Source organism: Pantoea sp. 18059, from assembly GCF_902706165.1.
In the GTDB taxonomy this organism is placed as follows: Bacteria; Pseudomonadota; Gammaproteobacteria; order Enterobacterales; family Enterobacteriaceae; genus Pantoea; species Pantoea agglomerans.
The window spans coordinates 81,584-94,937 of sequence record NZ_CACSJS010000010.1 but is presented as its reverse complement, the minus strand read 5'-3'; the positions used below and the strand labels follow the sequence as shown (position 1 = coordinate 94,937).

The following is a 13,354-nucleotide window of genomic DNA, read 5'->3' as shown; positions in this document are numbered from 1 at the left end:
TGTTAACGTACCTCGCCAGCCTGCATGGTCTGCTGCAGTTGCTGACTGTCGGTTGTCACCGACAAACTGCCATTAACCGTCGGGCGCAGCGGCTGATTTGCGGTTAATGCACCGTTCAGCTGCAGCTGCATATTACTGTCACCGGTTAACGGCAACGCGGGCCATCCCCAGTTCTGCAACACATTCACCGGTACAGCACGACCTGTCAGTTGCAGCGTCAGCGGACGGGCTGGCTGCTGGCCTACGGTGGCCGTCCCTTCGAGCAGACCCTTATTACTGAACGCACTCAGCTCCGTAACCTGAATCTGCTGCTGGTCAGCGCTCAGCGCAATCGACGGATGACGCAGGTCGGTGCGATTAAAGGTTGATTCTGCCGCGTTCAGGCTGAGCTTACCCGACCAGATCCCCCACTGGTGCTGCTGCGCCAGCAGCAGGTTTTCACCGGATCCATCCAGTGAGGTCAGCTGGAAGGGAAAAGCCGGATTGATGTCGATAATCAGGTTTCGGTTAGAGGTGAAGCGCGTCACCTCTACGCTATCCAGCCACGCGGGCAGTGTCGCCTGCCAGCGATCGCGCCAGTCCTGCGGCAGAGTGTATTCCAGTCCCGCCACCGCCAGGTTTTTCAGTGTCAGGCGCTTATCGCTACGCGACCAGTCACCGTCAGCCCGAATTACCCCATTTGCCCAGCGTGAACTGAACTGCGTCAGCGCCACGCCCTGCGGTGAGAAGTCCAGGTTAACGATGGGGTCATTTAGTTCGAATCCACCGTTGATAAAATTGCTGGCATTCAGCGCCAGCGAACCATCGTTACTCTGCCAGTCATCACCCTGCCAGTTAACGTTTCTCAGCGTCAGATCCAGATCCGTTACCGCCCAGTCAGGCCCCTGCAGGCGGGCATCGGTCATGTCGAGCCGCGTAATGGCGATCGAGGGGACAACCTGCAGGCTATGCAGGAAATCTTTCAGGCTACTGGTGGTCTGCAGACGGATGTCGTTCAGTCGCAGCTGATTAATTTTCCAGTTGCCCTGGGCATCGCGCTCACCGTTGCCGGTCATAGAGCCACGCGCCAGGTCGGCACCAATATTGTCAAAGCGCATCCGACCCTGGGCAACACTGCCCTGGATCAGTACGTTTTCACCCGGCACATTATTCAGTGTCATGCTGCCTGCGCTCATCTGGAAGCGGGCATCGCGACCCAGCATATCAAGGGCAGTGGGTTTCCACGGCAAAATGCCGCCATTAACCTGCTGAGCAAACAGCGGTAACGCGCTGTTGGGACTGTCGATACGCATATTGTTGAGTTGCAGGCGATCGGCCTGAATCGGTAGCGCGCTGCCTGGCGCCAGATTGGCCAGATTCACTTCTCCGTCGCGCAGCTCAAGGCTGCTGAAATGCAGCGGATCGCTGAACTGAATCAGTGCCAGACCGAGATCGACCCGTTTCGCCACCAGAACTGCAGGCTGTCCATCGTGACCAAAGCTGAAGTCATCCAGAATGATGTGAGAGGGAGAGGAGAAATTGTGTTCAATTTTACTCAGGGAGAGATGCCATTCGGTTTTGTCACTCACCCAACGGCTAAACCAGCCTGCACCCCACTGTGTCTGCAACAGAACATAGATCACGACCAGGGTGAAAAGCAGCAGCAAAAGTAAGGTGAGGAAAAACTTTCCAATAAATTTCATAGCATCCTTCCCGAGTTAAATCCGGTGAGAGGTTGTTATGCCTGAATTACCGTTACAGCTCAACAGCCTGGATGTAAATCCGAATAATTAGCAGGCAGGCCGAAGCCTGCCTCTGGCCTTACTTCTCTGGCGGAAAAATCAGGTTGAGTACGATAGCGGTAATGCCGCCCGCCGCAATACCGGAAGAGAGCAGGGTTTTCAGCCAGTCAGGCGCAAACTGCAGGATCAGCGGCTGCTGGGAAACGCCCAGGCCCACCGCCAGCGACAACGCAATAATCATGATGGCGCGGCGGTTAAGCGGCTCGCGTGACACAATGCGGACACCCGAAGCGGCGATGGTGCCGAACATCACAATGGTGGCGCCGCCGAGTACCGGTTCAGGGATCATCTGCACCAGTCCGCTGACCGCCGGGAACAGCCCCAGCACAATCAGCATCAGCGCGACAACAAAGCCGACGTAGCGGCTGGCAACACCGGTCAACTGGATCACGCCATTGTTCTGACCGAAGCAGGAGTTCGGGAAAGTATTAAACAGCGCGGAGACAAAGGAGTTGAGGCCATTCGCCAGCACGCCGCCTTTCAGGCGTTTCATATAGAGGGGTCCGCTGACCGGCTGCTCTGACACATCCGAGGTGGCGGTGATATCGCCGATGGTCTCCAGAGAGGTCACCATAAACACCAGCATCAGCGGGATGAGCAGATTCCAGTCGAAGCCCAGCCCGTAATAGAGCGGGGTCGGCACCACGATTAGCGGCTGATCGGTGGGGATGCCGGCGGCAGGCAGCATGCCCATCGCCCAGGCCAGCAGATAGCCCACCGCCATGGCAATGACCAGGGAGGCAACGCGCAGGTAGGGGTTCTTCTGCCGGTTAAGTAGTACGATCACCAGTAGCACAGCTCCTGCCAGCATCAGATTTTTCGGCGCACCAAAAGTATGATCGTTAATTGCGCTGAAACCGCCGCCAATGGAGGTCAGCCCTACCTGAATCAGCGACAGGCCGATAATCATCACCACGATACCGGAAACCAGCGGCGTAATAATCCGGCGCGCCAGGTGCAATACGCGTGACAGCACCATTTCGGTACAGGAGGCGAGCATCAGCGTACCAAACAGCGCCGCCATCATGGTGGGCACGTCAGCGCCGCCATTTTTTAGCGCCATGCCGCCCATAATCAAGGGCGTAACGAAGTTGAAGCTGGTGCCCTGAATCGACAGCAGGCCCGAACCCACCGGTCCCCATGTTTTGATTTGCAGCAGTGATGCCACACCCGATGCAAACAGCGACATGCTGATCACGTGCCGGGTATCCTCTGCGGGCAGCCCTAACGCCTGACAAATCAGAATCGCGGGGGTAATGACCGCGACAAACATCGCCAGCAGATGCTGACCGGCGGCAAACAGCGTTTGTGGCAGGGGAGGACGATCTTCAAGACGATAAATCAGTTCGCTTTGCGTGGCGGAAGGCTGTTCTGGCTGCGGATTAGTGGACATCTTCTGTTCTTCCCAAAAAATAATGTGGCGATTGTAATCATCCGCAGGCTAAAAGCAATCGTTTGCCCGGCAGGGATAAAAAAGCCGAATCAGAGGGGGGCGTTCAGACGTTGGTATAACGGGTGTTCTCTGGCAGCCAGCGTTCAATCAATGCGCTGGCCTGTTCGGGATAGTGCTGGTGGATGTGGCGCGCCACACGCTGAACTTCGGGCACCATCGCCGCATCGCGCAGCAGGTCGGCCACTTTAAATTCGGCATTGCCGGTCTGACGCGTGCCCAGTAGTTCACCCGGCCCGCGAATCTCCAGATCGAACTGGGCAATGACGAAGCCGTCATTGCTGTCGCGCAGTACCTGTAAACGCTTCTGCGCCGTCTTGCTCAGCGGCGCTTTGTAGAGCAGTACACAGTGTGATGCCACGGCACCACGACCCACACGGCCCCGCAGCTGATGCAGCTGCGCCAGCCCTAACCGCTCCGGGTTTTCGATGATCATCAGGCTGGCATTCGGCACGTCCACGCCGACCTCAATCACGGTCGTCGCTACCAGCAGCTGCAGTTCATTGGCTTTAAACGCCTGCATCACCGCCTGTTTTTCCGCGGGTTTCATACGGCCATGCACCAGTCCGATATTTAAGTCGGGCAGCGCGGTTTTCAGGGATTCCCAGCTGGCTTCTGCCGCCTGGGCTTCCAGCAGTTCCGACTCTTCAATCAGCGTGCAGACCCAGTAGGCCTGACGACCTTCGCGGCAGGCATGCTCAACCCGCGCCACAATTTCCTCGCGTCGCGTATCGGGGATGGCGACGGTCGTCACCGGTGTTCGACCCGGCGGCAGCTCATCGATGGTTGAGGTATCGAGATCGGCATACGCGGTCATCGCCAGGGTGCGCGGAATCGGTGTGGCGGTCATGATCAGCTGATGCGGATGGAAACCCTGCTCCTCGCCTTTTTCCCACAAGGCCAGTCGCTGGTGGACGCCGAACCGGTGCTGCTCATCAATAATGACCAGCGCCAGGCCGTTGAACTGCACCTGCTCCTGAAACAGAGCGTGTGTGCCCACGACCATCGCCACCTGACCGCTGGCTATCGCTTCCTGCTGGGCCTGGCGGGCTTTGCCTTTCTGTTTCCCGGCCAGCCAGCCTACTTCAATGCCCAGTGGCGCAAACCACTGGCGGAAGTTACTGGCGTGCTGTTCAGCCAGCAGTTCGGTCGGCGCCATCAGCGCAACCTGTTTGCCATGGGCGATAACGTTCAGCGCAGAGAGCGCAGCAACCAGTGTTTTGCCCGAGCCGACGTCGCCCTGCACCAGCCGCATCATCGGGAAATCATTGGCCAGATCTTTCTCTATCTCCGCCACCACGCGTTTCTGCGCATTCGTTGGCGAGAAGGGCAGCGCGGCCAGCAGTTGATCACTGAGATTGTGTCGCGGCGGCATCGGTAACGCGTAATAGCGCTGCGCACCGGCGCGCACCGCCAGCATGCTGAGGTTGTGCGCCAGCAGCTCTTCCAGAATCAGCCTGCGTTGAGCAGGATGACGGCCACTTTCCAGCTCGCTGAGCCGGAGATCGGGCGGCGGACGATGCAGTGTGCGCAGCGCATCAGGCAGGCTGATCAAGCCGCCGCTCAGTTCCTTCGGCAGCAGCTCGGCAATCGGGCAGCTTTCCAGCAGCGTCAGCGCCTGGTCGGTGAGATTACGCAGCGTGGCCTGTCGGATGCCTTCGGTGGTGGGATAAACCGGCGTTAAGGTCTCTTCCAGCGTCACATTGCTCTGTTCGCCCTGGATGCGGTATTCGGGATGAATAATCTCGGCGCCACGCTGACCGCGCTTAATCTCACCATAGGCGGTGACGCGGCGGCCCGGCGACAGGTTGTTCTTCATCCCGGCATTGAAATTGAAGAAGCGCATCGTCAGCACACCGCTGCCATCGCTGATCTGGCACACCATCATCCGGCGGCGACCAAAGGTGATATCTGTGTGCAGCACTTCGCCTTCTACGGTGGCCCAGATACCGGGCAGCAGATCATCAATGGCATAGAGTTGGGTGCGATCTTCGTAGCGTAGCGGGAGATGGAGCAGGAGATCCTGAATGGTGTGCAGGTCAATTTTGGCCAGTTTAGCTGCCTGGCTGGCACCGACGCCGGTCAGGGTACTGAGCGGGATGGCATCCAGCAGACGGCCTTTCATCTTCTTTTACCGGTCGACTGCATGGTTGCCCACCAGCTGGGATCGGCCTCGACTTCACCCTGCGCATTGATGCGCGGATAAGGCAGACCTTTCTGTTTTGCGACCCGCGCCAGCACCGGGAATCCGCCTTCGAACAGCAGACGTTGCTGTTCATCTTCATCCAGCAGGCTGTAATCACGCAGGTAAAGACCGGCGTTCTGTCGCTGCCGCTGGGCTTCATAGAGGATTAGCGCGCAGGCGACAGAGACATTCAGCGACTGCACCATACCCACCATAGGAATCACGATCTGCCGATCGGCCAGCGCCAGCGCTTCTTCGGTGATGCCGGTTTTTTCCTGGCCCATCAGGATGCAGGTCGGAAGGGTATAATCGATCTCACGGAAATCCACGGCATCGGCAGAGAGATGGGTCGCTAAAACCTGCATCTTCTGTTGTTTGAGCTTTTTTACAGCATCGCCGATGGTGGGATGGGTGACCACTTTAACCCAACTGTTGCTTCCGGCAGATGCGGAAGCCTGAGTGCGCATTCGCTGGCTCGGCCAGACGGCGTGCACTTCGTGGATGCCGACGGCGTCCGCCGTGCGGATCACTGCGGAAACATTGTGCGGTTTATGCACCTGCTCCATACAGACCGTGAGATCGTGCTGGCGCAGTGCCAGCATCGCCTGAATCCGGGCAAATCGTTGATCGTTCATGCCTAATTACGGTTACGATGGACTTTGATCACATCCGGCATCACGCGAATTTTACGCATGATATTCGCCAAATGTACGCGATCACGTGCGGTCAGGCGGATAAAGGCGCTGTAAACGCGGCCATCACGCTCTTCGGTATTCAGGCTCTGAATATTGGAACCGGCCGTGTTGATTGCCGCCGTCAGGTTAGCCAGTGCGCCCTGATGGTTAAACATGTCGACTTTGATTTCCGCCACGAACTCCTGCTCGGTGACTTTATCCCACTCGACCGGCATGAATTTTTCAGGCTCTTTCTGGTAGCCGCGAATATTCCGACAGGATTCATGATGCACCACCAGCCCTTTGCCGGGACTGACATGGGCAACAATCGGGTCACCGGGAATCGGACGGCAGCATTTGGCGAAGGTAATCAACACGCCATCTGCACCTTTGATCGGCAGTTTACCGCGCTTGCTGTTGCTGCTGATGGCGTTGCTGTCAGCCTGCAACAGGTTCTTCGCCACCACCACGCTCATCGCATTGCCCAGACCGATTTCTGCCAGCAGATCGTCAAGCGAGGTCAGCTTCATACGATCCAGCTCCTGCCTGATATTCTCAGGCGGAATCTCAGCCAGTTTACGGCTGCCGCCCAGCGCATGGCTGAGCAGGCGGCGACCCAGATTGACGGAGTCTTCGCGCTTGAGGTTTTTCAGCAGCTGACGAATTTTTGCGCGGGCTTTGGAGCTGACGACAAAGTTGAGCCAGGCGGCGTTAGGACGGGCGCCAGGCGCGGTGATGATCTCAATCGTCTGACCGCTGGTCAGGGTTTGCGACAGCGGATAAGGCTGGCGGTCAACGCGTGCGCCAACGCAGGCATGGCCGATATCGGTGTGGACCGCATAAGCGAAGTCCACCGGCGTCGCACCGGTTGGCAGTTCAACAATACGGCCTTCAGGTGTAAAGACGTAGATCTCATCGGGAAAGAGATCGGACTTCACGCTTTCAATAAATTCAAACGAACTGCCCGCACTCTGTTGCAGCTCCAGCAGGCTTTGCAGCCAGCGCTGAGCGCGAATCTGTGCGGTGGTGCCACTTTCGCCCGCCTGTTTATAAGCCCAGTGCGCAGCGACCCCCATTTCCGCCATCTGATCCATATCCTCGGTGCGAATCTGTACTTCGACCGGCACGCCATGCGGACCAATCATTGAGGTATGGAGCGATTGATAGCCGTTCGCTTTGGGGATGGCGATATAATCTTTGACGCGGCCCGGACGCGGTTTATACAAACTGTGCATCTGGCCCAGAACGCGATAGCAGGTATCCAGATCTTTCACGATGACGCGAAAGGCATAGATATCCATGATCGAGTGAAAACGCTGCTCTTTCAGCGTCATTTTGCGGTAAATCGAGTAAAGATGCTTTTCACGCCCGCTGACGCGGCAGGGAATGCCCGCTTCCTGCAAACGGCCGTCGATCTCAGAAAGAATCTTCTGGATCATCTCTTTACGATTACCGCGCGCGGCTTTCACCACCTCTTTAATGACCCGATAACGGTTCGGATAGAGGGCCTCAAAACCGAGTTCTTCCAGCTCTGTTTTAAGATGATGAATACCCAGGCGGTGCGCCAGCGGACTGTAAATCTCTAACGTTTCCAGCGCGATGCGGCGACGTTTGTCCGGGCGTAATGCGCCGAGAGTGCGCATATTGTGGGTGCGGTCAGCCAGCTTGATGAGAATGACGCGGATATCCTGCACCATCGCCATAATCATCTTGCGGAAGTTCTCTGCCTGCGCTTCTTTCTTGTCGCGGAATTTCAGCTTATCCAGCTTGGAAACGCCTTCGACCAGTTCCGCCACGCTTTTACCGAACAGTTGTTCCATGTCCTGGTAAGTGGCAGGCGTATCTTCGATCACGTCATGCAGCAGCGCGGCCATGAGAGTTTCATGGTCGAGCTTCATTTCCGCCAGAATACAGGCCACGGCAACCGGATGGGTGATATAAGGCTCACCGCTGGAGCGTGTCTGTCCCTCGTGGGCATCACGTGCGACAAGGTAGGCTTGCTGGAGGCGCTTGATCTGCTCCTCTGGCAAGTATTTTTCAATCAGTTGATTGAGGCTTTCAAACAGATACAAGGGCGACCTGCAGGTGGCTGTTAACGACGACCTTCAGCGATAGCGGTAACGGCCTGTAACTCAGCGGCTTCCTGCTCTTGCTGTTCCTGACGATCACGCACATCTAAAATCTGATTGGTGACCAAACCTTCTTCGATTTCGCGCAGGGCGATAACGGTAGGTTTATCGTTCTCTTCCGGAACCAGTGGATCTTTGCCGCCTACCTGCATCTGACGTGCACGACGTGCAGCGACCAACACCAGGTCAAAACGATTACCAACTTTTTCTACTGCGTCCTGAACGGTTACGCGTGCCATAGGTGTGCTACTCCACAGATGAAGAAATGACTGCGCATCATACTGAAACTGTATTCAGACTGCCAACAGTTTGCTGATTAAAGCATCGTGACGCGCCTTCTGACGCGCCATACGCAGACGTTCTGCGCGAATAATGGTTTTCAGATCGGACAGCGCCAGATCGAAATCATCATTCACAATTAAATAGTCATACTCGGCGTAGTGGCTCATTTCCGCTACCGCCTGAGCCATGCGACGCGTGATCACCTCTTCGCTGTCCTGGCCACGACCGCGCAGACGGCGATCGAGCTCTTCTTTCGAAGGCGGCAAAACAAAGATGCTGCGTGCGCCAGGCATTTTGGTGCGAATTTGCTGCGCACCCTGCCAGTCGATGTCGAGAAACACGTCAACGCCGGTTGCCAGCACCTGCTCAATAGCATGGCGCGAGGTACCGTAATAGTTGTCGAAAACTTTGGCATGTTCGAGGAAAGCCTCTTCCGCGATCATCTGCTCAAATTCATGCTTCTCAACAAAAAAGTAATGTTCGCCATGGGTTTCACCCGGACGCATACCGCGCGTCGTGTGCGAAACAGAGACCTGCGTATCATACAACGGCTGGGTCTTTAACAGCGCCTGAATCAGGCTGGATTTACCTGCGCCGCTGGGAGCAGAAACAATATAGAGCGTGCCTTGAGCCATGGTTTTCTTGAATTGATTAAAAGCGGAGTCGATTTCCTGCACAGTATACACAGCTTCCCGCCGCCACGCAGCGTTTGCGCAGCGGCAACACCCAACTTTTGCGCATCTTCGCGCAAATCTCTGTCGGACGACTGTAATTATTCCCTGATTGCGACGGCATCCCTTCCATAGCTGAACATCACCTCTGGCTGACGCTGAAGCACCGGTATTGAATGCTGCAAAACGTCAGGAGAGAGATCATGAAAGGATTCGGCTGGCCGCTGTTTGCGGCTGCTCTGTGGATCGTCCTATGGCCTGCGCATAGCGCCCTTTGTCCGGTCTGGACTCCCACCCGGGCGTCAGAAGAGATCCGTCGTCTGCAACAGCAGCTGCAGCACTGGGATGATGCTTACTATCGTCAGGGGCAGAGTCCGGTGGCTGATGCCGATTATGACAGTCTGCAGCAGCGACTGAATCACTGGCAGCACTGCTTTAACCTTCTGCAGCCCGCTTACGCACCGCAACTGCCGGGTGAGGGTGAGCACCTGCATCCGGTCGCCCACACGGGCGTAAAAAAGATGCGCGACAAGCTGGCCCTGGCTTACTGGATGCAGGGGCGGCACGATCTCTGGGTGCAGCCGAAAGTGGATGGCATTGCCATTTCCCTGGTTTATCGCCACGGCAGACTGGTTTCACTGTTGAGTCGTGGTGATGGATTACGCGGTGAAGAGTGGCTGGCTAAAGCCGCCTGGATCCCTGCGATTCCGCTGCAGATCGAGACCGGACTTGAAGAGGTTGTGCTACAGGGTGAGCTGTTTCTGTCGATGACCGGTCATCAGCAGGCGGTTGATGGCGGCAGGAATGCGCGCTCACAGGTAGCAGGCGCCATGATGAGCAAGCAGCGGGTTCCTCTGCTGGACTCGCTCGATATTTTTATCTGGGCCTGGCCAGATGGCCCCGCCACGATGACGGAACGCCTTCAGCAACTCAGCCGCTGGGGACTGGGCGTTGCCGCAAAATGGAGCCACAGCGTTAAAGACGAAGAGGAGGTTGCAGCGTGGCGGGAGCGCTGGTTTCATGCTGAGCTGCCCTTTGTCACTGACGGTGTCGTCGTTCATCAGAGCCTGCGACCTGTGGGCAAAAACTGGCTGCCTGGAGAGGGAACATGGGCCGTTGCCTGGAAATATCAGCCTCCGGAAGTCAGCGCTGAAGTGCTCTCCGTCGATTTTCCAGTCGGCCGAACCGGGAAGATAGCCGCGGTACTTAATCTGCAGCCGGTACAGCTGGATGATAAGACGGTCAGGCGGGTCAATGTTGGATCGCTGCGCCGCTGGCAGGAGAGCGATATCGTGGCGGGAGATGTCATCACACTGAGTCTGGCAGGCCAGGGCATTCCCCGGCTGGAGCGGGTGATCTGGCGCGTGGCAGAGCGGCACTATCCTCAGCCTCCCGACGCGTCGCGCTACACGCCGCTGAGTTGTTACACCTTCAGCGCTGAATGCCAGAAGCAGCTACTGGCAAAATTACGCTGGCTCAGTCAGAAAACGGTGCTGAATATTCCTGGCGTTGAGCGCAGCACCTGGCTGCACTTACTGGAAACCGGCAGTATGACGCACCTGTTCGGCTGGCTGACGTTAACACCGGAACAGATCGCCGCCGCAACGGGCCTCTCTCGGGAGCGGGCGGGTCAGCTCTGGCACCGTTTTAATCTCACCCGTCAGCAGCCGCTTCGTCGCTGGGTGGATGCCTTAGGTGTTTCACTGCCGCGGAAGGCCCTCAATGCGCTGCCCGATCAGCAGTGGGAGAGCTTAACGCAGCGGGATGTCAGGGACTGGCAAGCTTTACCGGGTGTCGGGGCGGCGCTGGCAAAGCGCCTGGTTACGCAGTTCCATGATGACCGCCTGCAGGCGCTGATCGCTTTCCTGAGACAGCAGGGAATTCCCGCATCCTCAATGCTCGGGATGGGGATAGTTGAAAATCGGCAAACCAAGACGGAAGCGCAGCGCCAGTAAACGCGCGAAGAATCCGAACAGCAGGGTAATGATAATCACCGCTTCATGCGCCAGTGTGGTTTTCAGCAGCAGGATATACATCCAGCCAGAGGCGAAAGCGATACCGGCGTAGAGTTCCTTCTGAAACACCAGCGGAATGCGATTACAGAACATGTCACGCAGTACGCCGCCAAAGACGCCGGTAATGACCGCACTTATCGCGGCAATAATCATGGCGTGTCCTGAATCGAGCGCAACCTGCGCGCCGATAATAGAAAAGACCACCAGTCCTAACGCATCGAGCACCAGAAACACTTTGCGCAGATGCGTCATCAGGGGTGCCAGGAAAGTGGTCACTACCGCCGCCGCTGCAACAATCATGATGTATTCGGGATGTTTCACCCAGCCCAGCGGATAGTGACCCAGCAGGATGTCGCGCACCGAACCGCCACCAATGGCGGTCACGGACGCGATAATGATGACACCGAACAGATCCATTTTGCGACGCCCCGCCGCCAGCGCACCCGTCATGGCTTCAGCAGTAATACCAATAATGTAGAGAACGGTCAGTAACATAGCAGACTCCAGTAAGACGGCGGCAAGACTACGGCATTGCTTGAGAGACGGCGCCGAAGATTTTCTGGCGATCGGCGTCCGGGATGAGCGCAGTTTATACCAGCCAGCGCTGGCGTCATCATAGAAAGACTTTTTTGCGAAGGGACTGCGGCAGGTGATTGAAAAAGTTGAGAGGAAACAACGTACAGAGGGTTTGCGCGTTCCGGCGTGGGGTTTTCCCACTCAGGGCGGGCGGTGAACTGACGACGATCGCCAGATAGCCGCTGGTCGAAAACCAGTTTATACAGGAGATAAAAAAGGGCTGGATGCTGCGGGAAAAGAATCGATCAGGTAAATATTGCGACAGACTAAATAAAAAGAAAAGGCGTGCTGGTTAACAGCACGCCAACGCATCGTTTCGGATGCTCAGAGCCCACCATACAGACTTATTTTATTATTTGTTTCTTGCACGAATTTTAGAAAATGCATTCAGGCTAAAACGGTATTCCGGCTGGAACCATGAACGACCGTAGTAGCAGTAAATCAGCATACGAATGGATGCCATCGCCAGGTAACCCCAGATCGCACACAATACTGAAGGGGTCAGCCAGACGGTAAATAAGGTGACGGCAAGTCCGGCTAATACCGAGGAGGTTTCAGCAAAAGCGATACGGGTATATTGTTTTTCGCGCTGTAATATCGCACGGTAATGCTGACCCTGTGGGATGATAATAAACACCACTGAGACCATCTGCAGCATTAATGCCAGTTCAGGTTGATCAAAAAGGCTGGTCAGCAGGTGGCTGCCAGTAAATAACAGACCAAACACCGCGACCCCCATCAACATATTACCCCAGTAGATCGTGGAGAGGTCATTGATAGAGAGAATCGAGCGGCGGATCAGCGTATTTGAGAAGCCCCGATCGGCCAGAGTATCGATAGCCAGTAAAGCTATCACGGCGATCGCCAGCAGATTGAGCTCATTCGCCTGCAGAATCTGCGCCAGCAACGAGAGTTGTAATACGCCGATGCCAATAATTTTGATTGAAGAGAGCAGAGACCATTTTGCGCCATTCAGACTGCTTTCACGTATTGCCATAATATACTCGTTAGAGTCCATCGACTCTGTGAGAATTAAATAGTTGTGTAACGGCAAGGAGAGGTTGCTGTAACACCGTTAGTTAGTGCAATTTTTCCGGCCGAAGTCCTGAAAACGCTTTACAGGCTTGCCATGTTATTATGGATTCAATCAAATGATGCCTGGATAAAAAAGATATCCCTGGTAAAATCGCTGTTTCGTGTCATGGCGGAATTCCCTTCAGCGAATAAGAATTCCGCCAGATCACGAATAAATCCTGTTGTAGTTTTATATTCTCCTGCCAGCATCCTTGCGGCAATCTCAACGCATTCTTTTTCTGATAACAAAGGATACGTTGAGCGGTCCATGACTTTTTTCCTGCTTTATCATTATGGGTATTGCTGTGTGTGGAATGATTTATACATTGTTTTATTTAATTTAACACCATAAGAAAAGTCTGATTACGCGACCGCAGAAATAAATGGTTTCACTTTATGCATGATAAATATTAAATCCTCAGCAGATTGCTAATAAACGATTGTTAATGATTAATGTATGGGTCAGTCAGAAATTGTTTGTGCGGCAAACAAGGAGGCCCGAAATCAGAGGGGGGCG

General features: G+C 55.6%; 11 protein-coding genes. 1 reads left to right on the top strand and 10 read right to left on the bottom strand.

Annotated features, from left to right (window positions below; translation table 11 throughout):
• Positions 1 to 2: 2 nt before the first annotated feature.
• From GVJ63_RS20555 to gmk, 7 genes are all read right to left on the bottom strand, one after another.
• The gene (locus GVJ63_RS20555) at positions 3 to 1,682 is read right to left on the bottom strand and encodes an AsmA family protein (RefSeq protein WP_022624891.1); all 1,680 of its coding nucleotides are present in this window, start codon (positions 1,680 to 1,682) and stop codon (positions 3 to 5) included.
• A 118-nt stretch (positions 1,683 to 1,800) separates the two neighbouring features.
• Entirely contained in the window at positions 1,801 to 3,174 is a 1,374-nt protein-coding gene (locus GVJ63_RS20550) for an NCS2 family protein (protein WP_033773170.1), read from the bottom strand.
• A 103-nt stretch (positions 3,175 to 3,277) separates the two neighbouring features.
• The gene (gene recG, locus GVJ63_RS20545; protein ID WP_159227307.1) at positions 3,278 to 5,356 is read right to left on the bottom strand and encodes an ATP-dependent DNA helicase RecG; all 2,079 of its coding nucleotides are present in this window, start codon (positions 5,354 to 5,356) and stop codon (positions 3,278 to 3,280) included.
• Entirely contained in the window at positions 5,353 to 6,051 is a 699-nt protein-coding gene (trmH, locus tag GVJ63_RS20540) for a tRNA (guanosine(18)-2'-O)-methyltransferase TrmH (protein ID WP_069025535.1), read from the bottom strand. Before trmH ends, recG begins: the two co-directional genes overlap by 4 nt.
• Positions 6,052 to 6,053: 2 nt before the next feature.
• On the bottom strand, positions 6,054 to 8,162 hold the full coding sequence (gene spoT, locus GVJ63_RS20535) for a bifunctional GTP diphosphokinase/guanosine-3',5'-bis pyrophosphate 3'-pyrophosphohydrolase (protein ID WP_010258411.1): 2,109 nt from the start codon (positions 8,160 to 8,162) through the stop codon (positions 6,054 to 6,056).
• A 20-nt stretch (positions 8,163 to 8,182) separates the two neighbouring features.
• Positions 8,183 to 8,458 carry a DNA-directed RNA polymerase subunit omega gene (gene rpoZ / locus GVJ63_RS20530; protein WP_003851346.1) on the bottom strand — a complete coding sequence of 92 codons (276 nt, stop codon included), beginning with the start codon at positions 8,456 to 8,458 and terminating at the stop codon, positions 8,183 to 8,185.
• Between the two features lie 54 nt (positions 8,459 to 8,512).
• The gene (gene gmk / locus GVJ63_RS20525; RefSeq protein WP_010258405.1) at positions 8,513 to 9,136 is read right to left on the bottom strand and encodes a guanylate kinase; all 624 of its coding nucleotides are present in this window, start codon (positions 9,134 to 9,136) and stop codon (positions 8,513 to 8,515) included.
• Positions 9,137 to 9,375: 239 nt separating this feature from the next.
• On the opposite strand from gmk, the gene ligB reads away from it, so the two are divergent.
• Positions 9,376 to 11,127 (top strand): NAD-dependent DNA ligase LigB, encoded by a 1,752-nt coding sequence (gene ligB / locus GVJ63_RS20520; protein WP_159227306.1) that lies wholly within the window; start codon positions 9,376 to 9,378, stop codon positions 11,125 to 11,127.
• On the opposite strand, the gene GVJ63_RS20515 is transcribed toward ligB, so the two are convergent.
• From GVJ63_RS20515 to GVJ63_RS20505, 3 genes are all read right to left on the bottom strand, one after another.
• The gene (locus tag GVJ63_RS20515; RefSeq protein ID WP_010258398.1) at positions 11,065 to 11,682 is read right to left on the bottom strand and encodes a trimeric intracellular cation channel family protein; all 618 of its coding nucleotides are present in this window, start codon (positions 11,680 to 11,682) and stop codon (positions 11,065 to 11,067) included. The two genes, ligB and GVJ63_RS20515, sit on opposite strands and share 63 nt — an antisense overlap.
• 433 nt (positions 11,683 to 12,115) lie before the next feature.
• Positions 12,116 to 12,760 carry an oligosaccharide flippase family protein gene (locus GVJ63_RS20510; RefSeq protein ID WP_010258395.1) on the bottom strand — a complete coding sequence of 215 codons (645 nt, stop codon included), beginning with the start codon at positions 12,758 to 12,760 and terminating at the stop codon, positions 12,116 to 12,118.
• 146 nt (positions 12,761 to 12,906) lie between these two features.
• Positions 12,907 to 13,107: a hypothetical protein gene (locus GVJ63_RS20505; RefSeq protein ID WP_010258393.1), complete on the bottom strand. Its 201-nt coding sequence runs from the start codon at positions 13,105 to 13,107 to the stop codon at positions 12,907 to 12,909.
• Positions 13,108 to 13,354 lie beyond the last annotated feature (247 nt).

Coding starts and splice junctions, on each gene's coding strand:
- ligB (WP_159227306.1), top strand. CDS start 9,376: ATGAAAGGATTCGGCTGGCCGCTGTTTGCGGCTGCTCTGTGGATCGTC.
- recG (WP_159227307.1), bottom strand. CDS start 5,356: ATGAAAGGCCGTCTGCTGGATGCCATCCCGCTCAGTACCCTGACCGGC.
- GVJ63_RS20505 (WP_010258393.1), bottom strand. CDS start 13,107: ATGGACCGCTCAACGTATCCTTTGTTATCAGAAAAAGAATGCGTTGAG.
- GVJ63_RS20510 (WP_010258395.1), bottom strand. CDS start 12,760: ATGGCAATACGTGAAAGCAGTCTGAATGGCGCAAAATGGTCTCTGCTC.
- trmH (WP_069025535.1), bottom strand. CDS start 6,051: ATGAACGATCAACGATTTGCCCGGATTCAGGCGATGCTGGCACTGCGC.
- GVJ63_RS20550 (WP_033773170.1), bottom strand. CDS start 3,174: ATGTCCACTAATCCGCAGCCAGAACAGCCTTCCGCCACGCAAAGCGAA.
- gmk (WP_010258405.1), bottom strand. CDS start 9,136: ATGGCTCAAGGCACGCTCTATATTGTTTCTGCTCCCAGCGGCGCAGGT.
- GVJ63_RS20555 (WP_022624891.1), bottom strand. CDS start 1,682: ATGAAATTTATTGGAAAGTTTTTCCTCACCTTACTTTTGCTGCTGCTT.
- GVJ63_RS20515 (WP_010258398.1), bottom strand. CDS start 11,682: ATGTTACTGACCGTTCTCTACATTATTGGTATTACTGCTGAAGCCATG.
- rpoZ (WP_003851346.1), bottom strand. CDS start 8,458: ATGGCACGCGTAACCGTTCAGGACGCAGTAGAAAAAGTTGGTAATCGT.